Below are 18,041 nucleotides of genomic sequence, written 5' to 3' on the forward strand. Positions count from 1 at the left end.
GCGTTGGCAACAACTCTATACATTTTGAAACATCAGGAAAATTCGATTTTACAAGGCGTATACTTCGGTTTTTACGAATCGGCAAAAAACCCATGCTCAACTATCGGCAGCTGCATTACTTCTGGGTCGTGGCCAAAACTGGCAGTATCGTGCGCGCGTGCGAGCAGCTGAACCTCACGGCCCAGACCGTCAGCGGACAAATCAGCCTGCTGGAGGCCTCGCTGGGCGTCGATCTGTTTCAGCGCGTAGGGCGACAACTGGAAATGACCGAAGCCGGTCGCATGGCCCTGCCCTACGCCGAGCAGATGTTTCAACTGGGCAACGAGCTGGAAAACCTGCTGCGTTCGCAGCCGGACGAACAACAGTTGCTGTTCCGTATCGGCGTGGCGGATGTGGTGCCCAAATCAATTGTGTATCGATTGATTTCACCGACCATGAATCTGCAGGAATCCATCCGGATTACCTGTCGCGAGGACAAGCTGGAACGGTTGCTGGCAGAGCTGGCAGTGCAGCGTCTGGACCTGGTGATCTCGGACAGCCCGATGCCGCCGCATCTGGATATCAAAGGTCACAGCCACAAACTGGGCGAATGCGGGATCAGTTTTTTCGCCACGCGCGAAGTGGCCGAACGCGTCGGGGCAGATTTCCCGCAGTGTCTGCACGGCGCGCCACTGCTGATTCCGGGGCCGGAAACCGTGGTGCGTGGCAGACTGACGCGCTGGTTTGCCGAGCTGAAAATCCAGCCGCGCATCATCGGCGAGTTCGACGACAGCGCCCTGATGAAAGCATTCGGGAAATCAGGCAGCGGCATTTTCGTAGCACCCAGCGTGATCGCCGATGAAGTGCAGAGCCAGTATGACGTGCAGCTCATCGGCCAGACGGACGCGGTGACCGAGTCGTTCTACGCCATTACCGTCGAGCGCAAGGTTCGGCACCCCGGCGTAGTGGCCATCGCCGAAAGCGCCCGAAACCAGTTATTTACCGACGCGGGCTAGGCGGCAAGCGGGCCTGGGTCACGCTTGATCAGCACCAGCGCCAGCACGATGGCCAGCACGATGATTCCGGCGGCGGCGAAACCGACGTTGCCCAGCCCCAGATGATCAATCACCCGGCCGCCGATGACTGCGCCTATGCCGATGCCCAGGTTCGCCCCGGCAATGTTCAGCGATGCGCCGAACGCAGGCGCTTCGGGTGCGGCCTTGATCAGGCGCACATGACTGACCAGAAACAGCGCGGCCTGCGTGATGCACCACACCGCCAGTGCCAGCGCCAGTGCAATGACCGAATGAATGCTTGGCACCACCGCCACCAGGCCGATCACCATAAACACGCAGAACAGCAGGCTGGCGATCAGCGGATGACGGTCGACCATGCGCCCGCCCAGCGAATTGCCAAGCAGACCGACCGCGCCAAAGCCCATCAGGCACCAGCCGACCAGATTGCTATCGAAACCGGCCAGGCGCTCCAGCATGTCTGCCAGGTAGGTGTATGCCGTGAACATGCCGCTGAACACCAACACTGAAAGCAGCACGTGCCCTTGCATCATCGGGCTGCGCAGAATGGCGAATTGCTTGAGGATTGAAACCGGATTTTTCTTCGCCGCCGTTCTGGGCAGGTAGACCACGAGCAACAGCGCCTTGGCGAGCGCCAGTATGGCCAGTACTGCAAATGCGCTGCGCCAGCCAAAGGCATCGGAAATCAGTGTTCCCACTGGAATGCCAAACACCGTGGCGCAGACGATTCCGAAACCGATTCTGGCAATCGCCCGCCCGGCAAACTCCGGCCCGACGATATCCACCGCCGTTTCACTGGCCAGCGCCCAGAACACCGGCAACCCCAGCGCAGGGATCAGGCGCGCTACACCCATCACCGCCATATTAGGGGCCAGTGCAGCGAGCGCATTGGAGAATCCGAACAGGATGAGGATGCTGATGAACAGACGCTTGCGCTCGAAACGCGAAAAGTAGGCGGTCAGGAAAGGACCGAAAGCGGCCACGGTAAACGCGAACAGGGTCACCAGCAGGCCTGCCTGAGAAACCGTGACATTCAGGTCACGGGCCACTGCGGGCAACAGGCCGACAATGACGAATTCTGTAGTCAGCACGGTAAAACCGGCGGCCGACAACAGAAGGATGGGCAACAACAAGAATACTCCAGAACAGCGATACAGGCCGATAGCCAGACACTACGACCTGCGGGGGATTTAAGCGGGATGTAATGCTGATCGCTCAGCGCGAGGGAGTGCGCTTGCTCACGAAGGCAGGGGCTCGACTACCCGGTTATCAGAGCATGCCGCCATTCGCGAGCAAGCGAAGCGTCGCCCGGCTCGCGCCCACAGGGCTTAGGCCTTGTAGGAGTGAGCCGGGCGCCTGATTTCAGATTTTAAAACTTGCCCATGAAGTCGCGTTTGCCGATCTCGACGCCATTGTGGCGCAGCAGGTTATAAGCGGTGGTTACGTGGAAGAAGAACTGCGGCAAGGCGTAGCTGAGCAGGTAAGCCTGACCATTCAGGCGCTTTTCCTTTTCAGTGCCAGGGCGCAGGACGATCTCGATGCCTTCCTTGCCGTCTACCTGTTCAGGCGTGATGCTGCCGATGAAGGCGAGGGTCTTGGCCAGCAATGCCTGCAGCTCTTCGAAGGTGGTCTCGGTGTCTTCGTATTGCGGGATCTCGACGCCAGCCAGACGCGCCGACGCGCCTTTGGCGAAGTCGACAGCGATCTGCACCTGACGGGTAAAAGGCAGCATGTCCGGGAACAAGCGGGCCTGTAGCAAGGCCGGGGGCTGGATTTTCTTCTCGTTCGCGTAGGTTTCAGCCTTGGTCAGCACATCGCTGAGCGCGTTGAGCATCTGCTGAAAGACAGGAATGGAGGCGGCGTACAGGGAAATAGACATGACGTATCCTGAGTGAGAAAGGCGCAATTATAGACCGCCCGGCTGCGAATCACCGTGATACTTTTCAGTCGATGCGTAGATGATCGCCTGAGCCACTGGCAATAATTCCTGCCACGCCCTACGCTGATCCACCGCCATCACTCAGGGAAGCTTCATGTCTAACGAACCCTCCTCCAGCGAATCGCCCGCGACCACCGAGGCATTGCAGCTCAACAGCACGGAAATCCGCATTCTTGGCTGCCTGATCGAGAAGCAGGCGACCAACCCCGAGACCTACCCGCTGACCCTTATCGCACTGGTGCTTGCCTGCAACCAGAAGACCAGCCGTGATCCGGTCATGAACCTGACCCAGGGCCAGGTCGGTCAAAGCCTGCGCGCGCTGGAAGGACACGGCCTGACGCGTCTGGTGATGGGCAGCCGTGCTGATCGCTGGGAGCACAAGGTCGACAAGGGTCTTGAGCTGGTTCCTGCACAAGTGATCCTCACCGGTCTGCTGTTGCTGCGCGGGCCGCAGACCGTCAGTGAACTGCTGACCCGCAGCAATCGCATGCACGACTTCGAGGACAGCGAGCAGATCGTTCACCAACTCGAACGCCTGATCAGCCGCGGGCTGGCGGTGCTGGTGCCACGCCAGTCCGGCCAGCGTGAAGACCGTGGTTCCTGCACAAGTGATCCTCACCGGTCTGCTGTTGCTGCGCGGGCCGCAGACCGTCAGTGAACTGCTGACCCGCAGCAATCGCATGCACGACTTCGAGGACAGCGAGCAGATCGTTCACCAACTCGAACGCCTGATCAGGCGCGGGCTGGCGGTGCTGGTGCCACGCCAGTCCGGCCAGCGTGAAGACCGCTACATGCACCTGTTGGGTGATCCGCAAGACAGGCAAGAGCTTCTCGCGACTCGCCAGCAACCGCCGGAACGCGGCGCAGCGAATCCGGTCGCCAGTCAACGCATCGATGAACTGGAAGCGCGGGTTGCCGCACTGGAAGAACGCCTCGCCAGGCTGGAGTGAAACGCACTGCCCTGCCCGCCTTGAGCGAACAGCAGCGTGTGGCTAGCCGGCTCTGGCGAAAGCCGCCGCTTGCTGGTACTGCTCATCGGTCGGGCGAACGCCTGTATAGAGCACGAATTGCTCCAGCGCCTGGATGGCCGCGACTTCATCGCCACTCACGACGCGCTTGCCCAGCCGACGGGCAGCCTGGATCAACGGTGTTTCAGCAGGCGTCGCCACGACGTCGAAAACAGTCTGCGCAGCTTCGATAGCCGGCAGGTCGAATGCCAGCTCATCGGCCTGCGCACCTTGCATGCCCAACGGGGTGACGTTGACCAGCAACGGAGGCCGCGCCGTTCCCGGTTCCGCCTGCCAGCGAAACCCGCAGGCCTCGGCCAGACGCTGCCCTGCCTGCCGATTGCGGGCCACGATCAGCCCATCGGTAAAGCCTGCATCCCGGAGTGCAAAGGCAACCGCCTTGGCCATGCCGCCGCTGCCGCGCAGGGCAAATGCGCTGCGTGGCACAGCGTGACTGTCCATCAACTGCGCCACGGCAATGTAGTCGGTATTGAACGCTTTCAGATGGCCGTCGGTATTGACGATCGTGTTGATCGACTGGATAGCGGCCGCCGACGCGTCCAGTTCATCGACCAGTTCGATGCAGGCCTCCTTGAACGGCATCGACACGGCGCTGCCGCGAATACCCAGCGAACGGATGCCCGCCACGGCAGCCGGCAGGTTATTCGGCGAGAAGGTCTTGTAATAGAAGTTGAGGCCCAATTGCTGAAAAAGATGATTATGAAAACGGACGCCGAAGTTTCCCGGGCGCGCGGCCATGGACATACACAACTGCGTGTCCCTGTTAGCTGTAATGGGCATGGTGTTTCCTCCAGACGGTAATGGCTTGCCACTTTGACAACAGCGTAAGCTACGCAATAGCCGATGCGGAAACGCACCTTACATAAAATTTACTCAGCGCTTTCGCAGATTCTTACAATTTCGATGTCATAGTGTTATCCCGTGGCAGTGCTTGAGAGTGATGCAGGCGCGCGACAACGGGTTGAGAGCGAGGAACAGTCATGATTCGTCAAATCCCCAAAATTGCCTTGTTTGTAGGTGCCTTGGCCCTTGCTGGCCAGGCGAATGCTGACCGTGGCTGGGGTGGCCCTGCCGTGGTAGGTGCTATCGTAGGCGCTGCCGTTGTCGGGGCGGCGGTATCTTCAGGCCGTGACAGAACGGTTTACGTGGAACGCGAGCCGGTCTACGTGCAACAGCAGCCGGTTTATTACGCACCACCGCCGGTCTACTACCAGCCGGCTCCGGTGTATCAGGTTGTCGAGCGCTACCCGCCGCCCCCACCGCCCGGCTACTACCATCGCTGGGGCCCGCCCCCAGGCCCCGGTTATTACTACGGCCCGCCACGTGGCCGTTGGTAACAGCACAAAAAACCCGCCTTTGCAGGCGGGTTTTTTAATGGGTGTGCGCATGACATGGCGCGCTCGCGCAATGCTGCGAACCCCTGTTGTCATCAATGACTACTATTGAGAACGTCGATTTTTAACGTTGCCGATTGCCCCCTACAGTAACGGCACGGTTCGAGGAGGCAGCGTTATGACCAAGGTAAACATCATGTCCGTCGTCGGCAGCGCAGTGCCAGCCACGCTGAGAGCAAAAGGCTTGCTGGCTTGCTGGTATCTGATTCAGGACGGCGATCCGGTCAGCGGCCCGCTCGCGTCGTTGCCGGTGGCCGAAGCGCTGTCCCGTCAACTGCAACGTCAACCCCTCAACAGCTGATCAGCACGCTGCTTTCACTCAGATACGTTCGGCCATTGCCGCGTTGACCTGGCAGCGATGAGCCAGTTTCTGCAGGCGCTTCTCCAGCGCCATGAACACCACGCGGTCAGTGCGGCCGCTGTCGAGTTCGTCGATCAGGTCATTGGCGACCTGCCGCAATTCATGCGCCAACACTACCCGGTCGTCATTCAGGTCCTGCTTGTGGGACTCGAACAGCCGGTGCAGGTAATCCTGCAACGTGTACTTCAGGCTATGGCGGTCACTGGCACGCAAATGCGTCAGGTTCAGGCTGATGCGTCCCTGCAACTCGCTCAGCTCGCCACACAGGTATTGCATGCGACGGGCATAGCCCACTTCCCGATCACGCAACTGCTTGTGCGCCAGCGCTGCGTCCTGTTTGCGCTGAATGGCCGGAACCGCCACGGCAACCATCAAGCCGACGATCAGGCCGATGGCCTGCATCCAGCCAGCCCAGTCGGCCGGACGCGAGGTCAAGCCTGCGCCCAGTAACAGCACGACAACCAGCGAAGCAGCGATCACCAGTAGCAGATAATCCTTGCCGATAAACCCCTTGAGCATTGCATGACTCCTTGAACCGCAGACCTGAATGCAGAGAATGCTAATCGGTGTGGGCCGCGCGCACCACGACTATTCAATGCCCGGGCCGTTTTAGCTAGCCCGCAAGCAGAAAGCCACTTAACAGTGACTTAACGGAATCCCGATTCCTGCATCTATTGATGAATCGCCCTGCATCACCCATCGACATACATTAAAGTCTGCTCATAAAATGCAGCGTTTTGACGCGATCCCTTCCATTACCACCCTTTATCGAGTGAGCCTTGCTCTTGAAAATTCGTCTGTCTGTTTTGGGCCTATTATGTGTACTTACAGGTCCGGTACTTTCCACTGCCACGTTTGCCAATGAAACCGCCGTCCTCAACCGCGACCCTTCCAACCTGCATCTCGCCTCCGGCAGCGCGATGGTCATCGATTTGCAGACCGACAAAGTGCTGTATTCCAGCAATCCGGATGTCATCGTACCGATTGCCTCGGTAACCAAACTGATGACCGCCATGGTCGTGCTCGACGCCAAACAGTCGATGGATGAAGTCATCCCGGTGAATATTTCCCAGACTCCGGAAATGAAAGGCGTGTTCTCCCGCGTCAAGCTCGGCAGCGAAATGAACCGTCGGGACATGCTACTGATCACGTTGATGTCGTCGGAAAACCGCGCTGCTGCCAGTCTGGCGCACAGCTATCCGGGCGGGTATCCGGCGTTCATCCTGGCCATGAACGCCAAGGCCAAGGCGCTGGGTATGAAACACACGGCGTATGTCGAACCTACCGGCCTGTCGGTGTACAACGTTTCGACCGCACGTGACCTGACAAAGCTGGTGATGGCCGCACGCAAATACCCGATGCTCAGCGAGCTGAGCACCACCGAGCAAAAGACGGTGACCTTCCGCAAACCGACTTACACCCTCGGTTTCAGCAACACAGACCATCTGGTGCGCAAGGATAACTGGGACATCAAACTGACCAAGACCGGCTTCACCAACCAGGCCGGTCACTGCCTGGTGCTGCTGACGACTATGGCCAACCGCCCGGTGTCGGTGGTGATTCTCGATGCTTTCGGCAAATACACCCACTTCGCCGACGCCAGCCGGATCCGCAAGTGGATGGAAACCGGCCAGAGCGGTCCGGCACCGGAAGTCGCGCTGCAATACAAGAAAGAGAAGAACCTGGTCATGAAGCAGACTGGTATTCAGGCCAAGGATTGATCATCCCTGCTGCGTAACGAAAAACGGTCGCGATGCTTGCACATCGCGACCGTTTTCATTTAACCGGCCAGCACTCAGTTGTACTGGGTCACCAGCTTGGTGTTCAGGTATGCCTCGATGGCCTCGGTACCGCCTTCGGAGCCGTAGCCGGAATCCCTGATCCCGCCGAACGGCACTTCCGGCAAGCCGATGCCCTGATGATTGATCGACAGCATGCCGGCTTCAATGTGGGTGCTCAGCGCCTGAGCAGTCTTCATCGACGTGGTGAATGCGTAGGACGCCAGCCCGAATGGCACACGATTGGATTCGGCGATGGCCTCCTCGACCGTGTCGAACGGCACCAGCAGCGCGACCGGACCAAAAGGCTCTTCGTTCATGATGCGCATGGCAGGCGTCAAGCCGCTCAGCACCGTTGGTTCGAAGAAGTAACCCGGCCCGTTCATGGCCTTGCCACCGGCTGACAGCGTTGCACCGGCGCCCACTGCATCTTCAATCAGGTCCACCAGTGCCGGAATACGTCGGTCATTGGCCACCGGCCCCATGGTCGTGCCCGACTCCAGACCGTTACCGACCTTGATTTCGCGGGTCAGACCGACGAATTTCTCGGTGAATGCGTCCAGCACCTTGCGCTGCACCAGAATACGCGTCGGTGATACGCAGACCTGCCCGGCGTTACGGAACTTGGCCGTGGCCAGTACGCGAGCAGCGAGGTCAATGTCAGCATCGTCGAACACCAGAGCTGGCGCGTGCCCGCCCAGCTCCATGGTCGCGCGTTTCATGTGCTTGCCAGCCAACGCCGCGAGCTGCTTGCCGACCGGCGTAGAACCGGTAAACGTCACTTTGCGAATCACCGGGTGCGGAATCAGATAACCGGAAATTTCCGCTGGATCGCCATAAACCAGACCAATAACGCCTGCTGGAACGCCAGCATCGGCAAACGCCCGAATCAACTCAGCAGGTGACGCAGGTGTCTCTTCCGGAGCCTTGACGATGATCGAGCAGCCGGCCGCCAGCGCCGAAGACAGTTTGCGCACCACCTGATTGATCGGGAAGTTCCACGGAGTGAACGCGGCGACCGGACCGACCGGTTCCTTGATGACCTTCTGCTCGATGGACACGCCACGCGACGGTACAAGGCGGCCATACGAGCGGCGGCCCTCTTCGGCCAGCCAGTCGACGACATCCGCAGCCGAAAGGGTTTCCATACGCGCTTCGGCGAGCGGCTTGCCCTGCTCTTGGGTCATGATCCGGGCAATGCTGTCGGCACGCTCGCGCAGCAGATTGGCGGCTTTTTGCATGATTTTGTAACGATCGTAGGCCGACGTGCTGCGCCAGGTGGCAAAGCCGCGCTCGGCTGCTGCAAGCGCTTCGTCAAGATCGGCGATACCGGCGTGCGCCACGCTGCCCAGCGACTCGCCAGTGGCAGGATTGATCACTGGCAGGCTGCGGTTATCGCGGCTGGCGCGCCATTGGCCGTCGATATAAAGCTGTACGTCTGGATACATCGGAATTCTCCATGATGATTAGGAGGAAATCGCTCGAAAAAGCGGTGTGGCATTTAGGAAGGTAATACATGTCGGGTCAAGCAACATCGGGGGCTTGCGGGGAGAGGCGCACCCTGTCAGGTGCCCGCGCTGGACACCGGACAGGTCATACCACATTACAGAATCGGTTTGCCGCCCGTCACACCATAACGCGAACCCGAGATGTAACTGGCTTCGTCGGAGGCCAGCAGCACATAGATCGGAGAAACCTCGACCGGCTGACCGGGGCGGCCCAGCGGGGTCTCGGCGCCGAAGCTTTTCACGTCTTCGTCGGTCATGGTTGCTGGAATCAGCGGGGTCCAGATCGGGCCGGGTGCCACGCTGTTCACGCGAATACCCTTGTCGCCCAGTAACTGCGCCAGGCCACCGGTGAAGTTGGCAATCGCACCTTTGGTGGTCGCGTAAGGCAACAGCGTCGGCTTGGGCATGTCCGAGTTGACCGAACTGGTGTTGATGATCGATCCGCCACGTGGCATGTGCGGAACCGCAGCCTTGCAGATCCGAAACATCGCGGTGATGTTGATATCGAAGGTTTTGACCCACTCTTCGTCGGAGATCTCTTCCAGCGTTTCGTGATTCATCTGGAACGCGGCGTTGTTGACCAGCACGTCGATACGGCCAAACTCGGCGACCGTCTTGCTGACGATGTCTTCGCATTGCTGTTTCTGCGCCAGATCGCCCGGCAACAACAGGCATTTTCTGCCAGCCTCTTCGACCCAACGCTTGGTTTCTTCAGCATCTTCGTGCTCGTCCAAGTACGAAATCGCGACCTGCGCACCTTCCCGAGCGAAGGCAATCGCCACGGCGCGGCCAATGCCGCTGTCAGCGCCGGTAATCAGTGCGATCTTGTCTTTGAGGCGGCCAGAGCCCTTGTAGCTCTTTTCGCCGCAATCCGGGTACGGGTCCATTTTGCCCTGCAGGCCTGGAACCTGTTGCGGCTGACTGGCAAACGGTGGTTTTGGGTAGTCTTCATTCATCTGGATACGTCTCCTTGAACGGTAACAACCCTTGTCGGCGGCACTGTGGCCGGGCCCGACAAGGGGGTTGGTGCAGGCTGCGACAATCAGGCGCCAGGCTTGAGCACGACTTTGGTCCAGCCCTCATCACGAGCATCGAAATGCCCATAGGCCGCCGGGCCTTCTTCCAGCTTCAGGCGGTGGGAAATGATCTGCGAAGGCTTGGCACGGTCGTGATGAATCAGCTCGGCCAACCGACGGTTGTAAGCCTTGACGTTGGCCTGGCCGGTGCGGATCTGCTGGCCCTTGAACCAGAACGAGCCGAAGTCGAAGGCCATCTTGCCTTCCTTCGCCAGGTCGTTGTGAACACCCGGATCCTGTGGCACGAACACGCCTACGACGCCGATTCCCCCGGTCGCCTTGGTCGAGGCCACGAGGTTGTTCATCGTGACGTGATTGGCTTCGTGACCATGCCGGTCACAGCACTGATAACCGACGCACTCGCAACCCCGATCGGTGCCTTTGCCATTGGTCAGGTCGAGAATCTGATCCACAGCGCCCTGCTCCAGCGAGTTGATCGGCGTCGCCCCCATCTTCGCCGCGAGGGCCAGACGGTCCGGGTGGCTATCGACCACAAACACTTGCGAAGCGCCCTTGATCATTGCCGAGTGCGCGGCCATCAGGCCAACCGGCCCAGCGCCGTAAATGGCCACGCTTTCACCCGGCAGCAAACCCGCCAGCTCGGTGGCATGCCAGCCGGTCGGGAAGATATCCGAGAGCATGACGTAATCGTCTTCGCGCTCGGACGCATCTTCTGGCAGCAGCAGGCAATTGAAGTCAGCGTACGGCACGCGCAGCAGCTCGGCCTGGCCGCCTTCATGGTCGCCCATGTCGGCAAAGCCATACGCTGCGCCAGCACTGCCCGGGTTGGCGGTCAGGCAATAACCGGTCAGGCCTTTCTCGCAGTTTTCGCAGAAACCACAACCGATGTTGAACGGCAGGCAGACCCAGTCCCCCACTTTGATGCGGTCAACACCTGCGCCGACCTCGATGACCTGGCCCATGTTCTCATGGCCAAAGATACGCCCGGTTTCGAACGAGGTCCGACCTTCGTACATGTGCAGGTCCGAACCACAGATATTGGTGGAAGTCACTCTGATCAGAGCGTCTGTCGGCTTCTCTATTTTCGCATCCGGTACGTTCTTGACACTGACGTCACGCGGACCGCTATAGACGATCGCTTTCATATCCGGCTCTCCTGAGCTTAAAAATTCGCTGCAGCTTTTTACGGCTCACCGAATGTCTGTCACAACGAGAACTGGCATGTTCAAAACGATTGCCCGCACACCTGACGAGCGGTCATGGACGACGAAGACGGAGTCCACACTTCACAGCGGTTCAAGAGCAATCAAGTTGACGGATACACGCGTAAATAAGCGTTTGCACGCCTAATCTTATGGTATACCATCATACGAAATACAAAGTAGCTGCTCCTGGAGTCGTTCATGAGCTTTGAAATTCGCAAGATCGTCAATTACACCGAAGAAACCCTCATAGAAGGCGGCAAAGCCACCGACAAGCCGGTCACCATGGTTGGCCTGGCGGTCGTGATCAAGAACCCATGGCTGGGCCGTGGCTTTGTCGAGGATCTCAAGCCGGAAATTCGCGCCAACTGCTCGGATCTGGGTGAACTGATGGTCAAACGCCTCACCGATGCCATCGGCGGTGCAGACCGGATCGAGGCCTACGGCAAGGCGGCGGTGGTTGGTACGGACGGCGAAATCGAACACGCCTCGGCGGTGATCCACACCCTGCGCTTCGGCAATCACTACCGCGAAGCGGTAAAAGCCAAGAGCTACCTGAGCTTCACCAACAAGCGCGGCGGCCCTGGCACTTCCATTCAGATCCCGATGATGCACAAGGACGATGAAGGCCTGCGTTCGCACTACATCACCCTGGAAATGCACATCGAAGACGCGCCGCGCGCCGACGAGATCATTGTCGTGCTGGGCGCTGCCAATGGCGGGCGTCTGCACCCGCGCATTGGCAATCGCTACCTCGATCTGGAAGAACTGGCTGCCGAAAAGGCGCAGTAATCGTCCCTATCACTTTCTGCGCAGGAGCGATCCATGACTCAGCTCACCGCTGAACGCACCCCGGCGGGTACCAGCTATCTGGCTACCGGCCAAGGTCACCCTGTGGTGTTGATTCACGGGGTGGGCCTGAATAAAGAGATGTGGGGCGGCCAGATCGTAGGGCTGGCGCCGCATTATCAGGTCATTGCCTACGACATGCTCGGGCATGGCGCCAGCCCGCGCCCCGATCCGGACACCGGCCTGCCAGGCTATGCCGAGCAATTGCGCGAGCTGCTGGCGCACCTTGGCCTGACGCAGGCAACGGTGATCGGCTTCTCGATGGGCGGGCTGGTGGCACGCGCATTCGCGCTGCAGTTTCCCCAGCACCTCTCGGGGCTGGTCATTCTCAACAGCGTCTTCAATCGCAGCCCGGAACAGCGCGCGCGCGTCGTCGAGCGCACCAGTCAAGCAGCCGAGCACGGTCCGGATGCCAACGCCGCCGAGGCCTTGTCACGCTGGTTCAGCCGCGAGTATCAGGCGGCCAATCCGGCGCAGATCGCGGCCATCCGGCAAAATCTTGCCAGCAACGACCCGCAGGGCTACCTGACCACGTACAAGCTGTTTGCCACTCAGGATATGTACCGCGCGGAGGATCTGGGCGATATTCGCGCACCGACATTGATCGCCACTGGCGAGCTGGACCCTGGCTCCACACCGGAAATGGCCCGTGAACTGGCCATGCGCATCCGCGGTGCCGAAGTTGCGATACTGCCTGATCAGCGCCACATGATGCCGGTGGAGTCTCCGCGCCTGGTCAACCAGGTGTTGCTCGACTTTCTGGACAAGTCGGCGTCCGTTCACAATTCGATAAAGGGGATCGTTGCATGAGCCTTACCCGCTTTCAGATGTGCATCGACGGCCAGTGGGTCGATGCGCTGTCCGGCAAGACCTTCGACAGCCTCAACCCGGCACTGGCCGAACCTTGGGCGCAATTGCCCGACGCCGATGAAGCGGACGTCGAACGCGCTGTGCAAGCGGCGCAAAAAGCCTTCGAAAGCCCGGCATGGCGCGGTCTGACGGGCACCGCACGCGGCAAGCTGCTGCGCAGGCTGGGTGACCTGATCGCCGAGAACAAGGAGCAACTGGCACAACTGGAAAGCCGCGACAACGGCAAGCTGATTCGTGAAACCCGTGGCCAGGTCAGTTACCTGCCAGAGTTCTTTCACTACACCGCCGGGCTGGCTGACAAACTCGAAGGCGGCACCCTGCCCCTCGACAAGCCTGACCTGTTTGCCTACACCGTGCACGAACCGATGGGTGTGGTGGCCGGGATAATTCCCTGGAACAGCCCGCTGTACCTGACCGCCATCAAGCTCGCTCCGGCGCTGGCGGCAGGCAACACCATCGTCCTCAAGCCTTCGGAACACGCCTCGGCCACCGTGCTGGAACTGGCGCGACTGGCGCTTGAAGCAGGCATTCCGCCCGGCGTGGTCAACGTCATCACCGGTTACGGCCCCACCACCGGCGCAGCCCTGACCCGCCACCCGCTGGTGCGCAAGATTGCCTTCACCGGCGGCGCTGCCACGGCACGTCACGTGGTGCGCAGCAGCGCCGAAAACTTTGCAAAGCTGTCGCTGGAACTGGGCGGCAAGTCACCCAACATCATTTTTGCCGACGCCGACCTGGACAGTGCCATCAACGGCGCAGTCGCCGGTATCTATGCCGCATCCGGGCAAAGCTGTGTGTCCGGCTCGCGCCTGTTGGTGCAGGATGACATCTACGACGAATTCGTAGAGCGCCTGGTCGAACGTGCGAGCCGGATCCGCATCGGCAACCCTCAGGACGAAACCACTGAAATGGGCCCGATGGCCACCGCTCAACAGCTGGCGGTAGTCGAAGGCCTGGTGGCCGACGCGCTAGCCGAAGGGGCGCGCCTGCGCCTGGGCGGCAAGCGGCCCGAACTGGACAGCAAAGGCTGGTTTTATGAGCCGACGCTGTTCGAGTGCGACCACAACTCGATGAAGATCATGCAGGAAGAAGTGTTCGGTCCTGTGGCATCAGTGATTAGGTTCAAGGACGAAGCCGAAGCACTGGCGATTGCCAACGACTCGCAGTTCGGCCTGGCCGCCGGAATCTGGACCCGCGACCTGGGCCGCGCCCACCGGCTGGCTCGGAATATTCGTTCCGGTATCATCTGGGTCAACACGTATCGCGCCGTATCGGCCATGGCGCCCATCGGCGGTTTCAAAAACAGCGGCTACGGCCGCGAGAGCGGGATAGACTCCGTGCTGGCCTACACCGAACTGAAAACGGTGTGGATCAACCTTTCGCAGGCGCCCATGCCTGATCCATTTGTCATGCGTTAACGAGGCCACTGCGATGATTGAACCGAGTATCTACAAAGAAGTCATGGCGTCATTCCCTTCTGGCGTGACGATTGTCACCACACTGGACCCCGAGGGCAATCTGGTCGGCATCACCGCCAGCGCGTTCAGTGCGCTGTCCATTGACCCGGCGCTGGTGCTGTTCTGCCCCAACTACGCGTCCGACACTTATCCGGTGCTGCGCGACAGCAAGAAGTTTGCGATTCACCTGTTGTCTGCCGATCAGCAAGTCGAGGCCTACGCGTTCGCCAGCAAGGGCAAAGACAAGACCAAGGGCATCGAATGGCAGTTGAGCGCGCTGGGCAACCCGTTGCTGGACAAGGCCACGGCGATCATCGAGTGCGAATTGTGGCGCGAATATGACGGCGGTGATCACGCGATCATCGTCGGCGCGGTGAAAAACCTGATTCTGCCGGCGATCCCGGTAACCCCGATGATCTATCACCGGGGCAAGATGGGGGCGCTTGCGCCGATCGTCTGAGGCTGCGGCGGGGGCTTTTGGTGGTGGCAGGCATCGGCGTGATAAACTCGGCCGCGACCCGGGTTCAAAGCTCCGGGGCATGCAGCAGCCCGCGCGTTTCGCGGGCTGACGACATGAGCAGGGCGTTGGTTACGATCATGTCTACCGTCATGTTTTTTACACCGCCAGCCTTTTTACATTGACAGCCCAATACCGAGCACACCCGATGAAACGCCTGCCACTCGACGACAACTTCAAGGTCAATCGCAACCCGATCACACTGCGGGAGATCGTGCTGGACAAACTGCGCAGCGCAATCATGAATTTCCAGTTGCTGCCGGGGGACCGTCTGGTCGAGCGGGACCTGTGTGATCGTCTGGGAGTCAGCCGCACCTCGGTACGCGAGGCGCTGCGCCATCTGGAATCCGAAGGCCTGGTCGAGTTTGCCGATGCCAAAGGTCCACGCGTCGCCATCATTACCCTCGAAGATGCCTGCGATATCTACGAACTGCGCTGCGTGCTGGAGGGCCTGATCGTTCAGTTGTTCACCCTGCGCGCCAAACCCAAGGACATTCGAGCGCTGGAGAAGGCGCTGGAAGAGAATCGTCAGTCGCTCAAGGAAGGCGAGTTGCAGCAGGTGATCGACTCGGTACAGGGCTTCTATGATGTGTTGCTGGAAGGTTCGGGCAATCAGGTTGCCGCCACTCAGTTGCGCCAGTTGCAGGCGCGCATCAGTTACCTGCGGGCGACCTCGGTTTCTCAGGAAAACCGTCGCGACGCCAGCAACAAGGAAATGGAACTGATCGTCGAAGCGATCAAAAGCGGCGACCCGCTGGCGGCGCATCAGGCCTCGGTCGATCACGTGCGCAACGCTGCGCGGGTGGCGCTGGAATACCTGAAATCCAAACAGGATGACGACGCAAAAGTCCGCGATATCGTTGCGCCTGTGGTCCTCAAAGAGCCTCGCATAGGTCGCTGACATGGCCACACCGCGTTTTTGTCCTCAATGCGGTGGCGCTGACCTGGCTCAGCGCATCCCAAGCGGCGACACCCATGCGCGATTGATCTGTGGCGGTTGTCAGTACGTTCACTACGTCAATCCGAAGATCATTGCGGGCTGCATCATCGAGCAGGAAGGCAAATATCTGCTCTGCCAGCGCGCCATCCCGCCACGTCCCGGCACCTGGACACTGCCAGCCGGGTTCATGGAAAGCGGCGAAACCACCGAGCAGGCGGCCTTGCGTGAAGTCTGGGAAGAGAGCGGCGTGCGCGCTGAAATCCTCTCGCCCTACTCGATTTTCAGCGTGCCACGCATCAGCGAGGTGTACATCGTGTTCCGCGCCTTTCTCTGGAAATCACTGGCCAGTTCGGCCCGGAAACCCTCGATTATAAATTCTTTGCCCCCGAAGACATCCCCTGGGACAGCATCTACTACCCCGCCATCCGCCAGATACTGGAACGCTACATTGAAGAGCGCCAGGCCGGTGTGTATGGCATCTACATCGGCAATGACGACACCGGCAAAGTCCACTTTATTCGCTGAGAGCAGCTTCAAGCGGTTGGCTGCAAGCGAAGCGGTCCGAGGCGTACGTACTTTTGCTTCTGGCTTGAGGCTTACGGCTGGCCCTCCACGATCACAATTTCGGCCTTCGCCGCGCCCTGCCGATGGCTCATGGCGTTCTGGTATTCGGATGACTGATAGCAGGCAACCGCCTGTTCATAGGACTCAAACTCGATAATCACCGTGCGTTGCGGCGTCGCTCGCCCCTCGATGGCTTCTGATCGACCGCCGCGAGCGAGAAATTTCCCACCATATAACTGGAAAGCGGCTGGCGCACGCTGGGTATATTCGCTGTACTGCTGAGGGTCGGTCACATCGACGTGCGCAATCCAATAGGCCTTCATCGCGATCTCACTGTTTCATTGATTGGGAATCTGTGAAATATTCTGTCTTATGGTATACCACGATTTAGTCATCCATTAAACCGGGATCCCGAGCATGGCATTCGATCGCATCGAAGACATTATTGAAGACTACCGCCAAGGCAAGATGGTCTTGCTGGTCGACGACGAAGACCGGGAGAACGAAGGTGATCTGCTGCTGGCCGCCGACTGCTGTTCGGCGCAGGCCATCAGCTTCATGGCCCGTGAGGCACGCGGGCTGATCTGCCTGACGCTGACCGATGAGCATTGCCAGCGTCTGGGCCTGGAACAGATGGTGCCGAGCAACGGCAGCGTATTCGCCACCGCCTTCACAGTGTCCATCGAGGCCACCACCGGCGTGACCACCGGCATCAGCGCTGCGGATCGCGCCCGCACGGTGCAGGCAGCGGTCAATCCGGCTGCAATTCCCGAAGACCTCGTGCAGCCAGGCCATATCTTCCCGTTGCGTGCGCGGGACGGCGGCGTCCTCACTCGCGCCGGTCACACCGAGGCAGGCTGCGATCTCGCAAGGCTGGCCGGTTTTACGCCCGCGTCGGTCATTGTCGAAGTCATGAACGACGACGGCAGCATGGCGCGGCGTCCGGACCTGGAGCGGTTCGCGGAAAAGCACGGTATTCGCATCGGCACCATTGCCGACCTGATTCACTACCGGCTGAGCACCGAACACACCATCGTCAGAATCGGTGAGCGCGAACTGCCCACGGTGCACGGCACCTTCCGCCTGTTCAGCTATGAAGACCGCATCGAAGGTGGCGTGCACATGGCCATGGTGATGGGCGAGATTCGCCGTGACAACCCCACGCTGGTGCGCGTGCATGTGGTCGATCCACTGCGTGACCTGGTCGGTGCAGAATACACCGGCCCCGCCAGCTGGACGTTATGGGCGGCTCTGCAACGGGTCGCCGAAGAAGGACGCGGCGTGGTCGTGGTGCTGGCCAATCACGAATCCTCCCAAGCCTTGCTGGAGCGCATTCCACAACTCACTCAGCCGCCCCGGCAATATACACGTTCGCAATCGCGCATCTATTCCGAAGTCGGTACCGGTGCGCAGATCTTGCAGGACCTGGGCGTCGGCAAGCTGCGTCACCTTGGCCCGCCGCTGAAATACGCCGGCCTGACCGGCTACGATCTGGAAGTGATTGAAAGCATTCCGTTTCCCGGCTGATGCAGTGACGAACGGCCTTTGACCCTCGGCTTTCACGCTTGAAAAGCATCGAATGAA

Annotated in this window: 18 protein-coding genes and 3 pseudogenes; 13 read left to right on the forward strand and 8 right to left on the reverse strand. The window is 59.9% G+C overall.

The features are described from left to right. Positions 1 to 92: 92 nt before the first annotated feature. Complete coding sequence (nhaR, locus tag BLT55_RS09025; protein ID WP_007251789.1) at positions 93 to 995, forward strand: transcriptional activator NhaR; 903 nt, start codon at positions 93 to 95, stop codon at positions 993 to 995. Here the strand turns inward: nhaR and BLT55_RS09030 are convergent. Together BLT55_RS09030 and BLT55_RS09035 are read right to left on the reverse strand one after the other, a co-directional pair. After that, the gene (locus BLT55_RS09030; RefSeq protein ID WP_055000301.1) at positions 992 to 2,146 is read right to left on the reverse strand and encodes an MFS transporter; all 1,155 of its coding nucleotides are present in this window, start codon (positions 2,144 to 2,146) and stop codon (positions 992 to 994) included. The genes nhaR and BLT55_RS09030 overlap by 4 nt on opposite strands. A gap of 236 nt (positions 2,147 to 2,382) precedes the next feature. Then, a complete protein-coding gene (locus BLT55_RS09035) occupies positions 2,383 to 2,892 on the reverse strand; it encodes a DUF1993 domain-containing protein (RefSeq protein ID WP_007251787.1) in 510 nt (169 codons plus the stop codon). Positions 2,893 to 3,046: 154 nt separating this feature from the next. Between BLT55_RS09035 and BLT55_RS09040 the strand changes: the two are divergent. Continuing rightward, positions 3,047 to 3,547: pseudogene (locus tag BLT55_RS09040) on the forward strand (YceH family protein); the annotation flags it as partial. Continuing rightward, positions 3,546 to 3,902: pseudogene (locus BLT55_RS09045) on the forward strand (DUF480 domain-containing protein); the annotation flags it as partial. The pseudogenes BLT55_RS09040 and BLT55_RS09045, both read left to right, overlap by 2 nt. A 42-nt stretch (positions 3,903 to 3,944) precedes the next feature. Here the strand turns inward: BLT55_RS09045 and BLT55_RS09050 are convergent. After that, a complete protein-coding gene (locus tag BLT55_RS09050; RefSeq protein ID WP_055001514.1) occupies positions 3,945 to 4,760 on the reverse strand; it encodes a shikimate 5-dehydrogenase in 816 nt (271 codons plus the stop codon). A 200-nt stretch (positions 4,761 to 4,960) separates the two neighbouring features. Between BLT55_RS09050 and BLT55_RS09055 the strand changes: the two genes are divergently transcribed. Both BLT55_RS09055 and BLT55_RS09060 read left to right on the forward strand, forming a co-directional pair. After that, complete coding sequence (locus BLT55_RS09055; RefSeq protein ID WP_074800321.1) at positions 4,961 to 5,317, forward strand: hypothetical protein; 357 nt, start codon at positions 4,961 to 4,963, stop codon at positions 5,315 to 5,317. A 175-nt stretch (positions 5,318 to 5,492) separates the two neighbouring features. Then, positions 5,493 to 5,675, forward strand: a complete 183-nt coding sequence (locus tag BLT55_RS09060) for a hypothetical protein (protein WP_055001516.1) — start codon at positions 5,493 to 5,495, stop codon at positions 5,673 to 5,675. A gap of 18 nt (positions 5,676 to 5,693) precedes the next feature. Here BLT55_RS09060 and BLT55_RS09065 read toward each other — a convergent pair whose 3' ends face one another. After that, positions 5,694 to 6,254, reverse strand: a complete 561-nt coding sequence (locus BLT55_RS09065; protein WP_007251782.1) for a hypothetical protein — start codon at positions 6,252 to 6,254, stop codon at positions 5,694 to 5,696. A gap of 260 nt (positions 6,255 to 6,514) precedes the next feature. Between BLT55_RS09065 and pbpG the strand changes: the two genes are divergently transcribed. Then, entirely contained in the window at positions 6,515 to 7,456 is a 942-nt protein-coding gene (gene pbpG / locus BLT55_RS09070) for a D-alanyl-D-alanine endopeptidase (protein ID WP_055001517.1), read from the forward strand. 74 nt (positions 7,457 to 7,530) lie between these two features. Here the strand turns inward: pbpG and BLT55_RS09075 are convergent, their stop codons facing one another. The 3 genes from BLT55_RS09075 to BLT55_RS09085 form a co-directional block, all read right to left on the reverse strand. Next, positions 7,531 to 8,961 carry an NAD-dependent succinate-semialdehyde dehydrogenase gene (locus BLT55_RS09075; protein ID WP_055001518.1) on the reverse strand — a complete coding sequence of 477 codons (1,431 nt, stop codon included), beginning with the start codon at positions 8,959 to 8,961 and terminating at the stop codon, positions 7,531 to 7,533. 155 nt (positions 8,962 to 9,116) lie between these two features. Then, on the reverse strand, positions 9,117 to 9,977 hold the full coding sequence (locus BLT55_RS09080; RefSeq protein ID WP_055001519.1) for an SDR family oxidoreductase: 861 nt from the start codon (positions 9,975 to 9,977) through the stop codon (positions 9,117 to 9,119). A gap of 86 nt (positions 9,978 to 10,063) precedes the next feature. Then, complete coding sequence (locus tag BLT55_RS09085; protein WP_055001520.1) at positions 10,064 to 11,203, reverse strand: glutathione-independent formaldehyde dehydrogenase; 1,140 nt, start codon at positions 11,201 to 11,203, stop codon at positions 10,064 to 10,066. A gap of 258 nt (positions 11,204 to 11,461) precedes the next feature. On the opposite strand from BLT55_RS09085, the gene BLT55_RS09090 reads away from it, so the two are divergent. The 6 genes and pseudogenes from BLT55_RS09090 to BLT55_RS09115 all read left to right on the forward strand — a co-directional run bounded on the left by BLT55_RS09090 (position 11,462) and on the right by BLT55_RS09115 (position 16,418). Next, positions 11,462 to 12,052, forward strand: coding sequence for an amino acid synthesis family protein (locus BLT55_RS09090; RefSeq protein WP_007251777.1), 591 nt, complete (start codon positions 11,462 to 11,464; stop codon positions 12,050 to 12,052). 33 nt (positions 12,053 to 12,085) lie between these two features. Continuing rightward, on the forward strand, positions 12,086 to 12,919 hold the full coding sequence (locus tag BLT55_RS09095; RefSeq protein WP_055001521.1) for an alpha/beta fold hydrolase: 834 nt from the start codon (positions 12,086 to 12,088) through the stop codon (positions 12,917 to 12,919). Further along, positions 12,916 to 14,397 carry an aldehyde dehydrogenase gene (locus BLT55_RS09100; RefSeq protein WP_074800324.1) on the forward strand — a complete coding sequence of 494 codons (1,482 nt, stop codon included), beginning with the start codon at positions 12,916 to 12,918 and terminating at the stop codon, positions 14,395 to 14,397. Before BLT55_RS09095 ends, BLT55_RS09100 begins: the two co-directional genes overlap by 4 nt. A gap of 13 nt (positions 14,398 to 14,410) precedes the next feature. Then, complete coding sequence (locus BLT55_RS09105) at positions 14,411 to 14,896, forward strand: flavin reductase family protein (RefSeq protein WP_054087566.1); 486 nt, start codon at positions 14,411 to 14,413, stop codon at positions 14,894 to 14,896. A gap of 205 nt (positions 14,897 to 15,101) precedes the next feature. Beyond that, a complete protein-coding gene (locus BLT55_RS09110; protein WP_055001369.1) occupies positions 15,102 to 15,854 on the forward strand; it encodes a GntR family transcriptional regulator in 753 nt (250 codons plus the stop codon). A 1-nt stretch (position 15,855) separates the two neighbouring features. Further along, positions 15,856 to 16,418, forward strand: a pseudogene (locus tag BLT55_RS09115) (NUDIX hydrolase). 71 nt (positions 16,419 to 16,489) lie between these two features. On the opposite strand, the gene BLT55_RS09120 reads toward BLT55_RS09115, so the two are convergent. After that, on the reverse strand, positions 16,490 to 16,780 hold the full coding sequence (locus tag BLT55_RS09120; RefSeq protein WP_007251771.1) for a DUF1330 domain-containing protein: 291 nt from the start codon (positions 16,778 to 16,780) through the stop codon (positions 16,490 to 16,492). Between the two features lie 94 nt (positions 16,781 to 16,874). Between BLT55_RS09120 and ribBA the strand changes: the two genes are divergently transcribed. Beyond that, a complete protein-coding gene (gene ribBA / locus BLT55_RS09125) occupies positions 16,875 to 17,984 on the forward strand; it encodes a bifunctional 3,4-dihydroxy-2-butanone-4-phosphate synthase/GTP cyclohydrolase II (protein WP_055001367.1) in 1,110 nt (369 codons plus the stop codon). Positions 17,985 to 18,041: the final 57 nt, after the last annotated feature.

The organism is Pseudomonas cannabina, assembly GCF_900100365.1.
Taxonomy (GTDB): Bacteria; Pseudomonadota; Gammaproteobacteria; order Pseudomonadales; family Pseudomonadaceae; genus Aquipseudomonas; species Aquipseudomonas cannabina.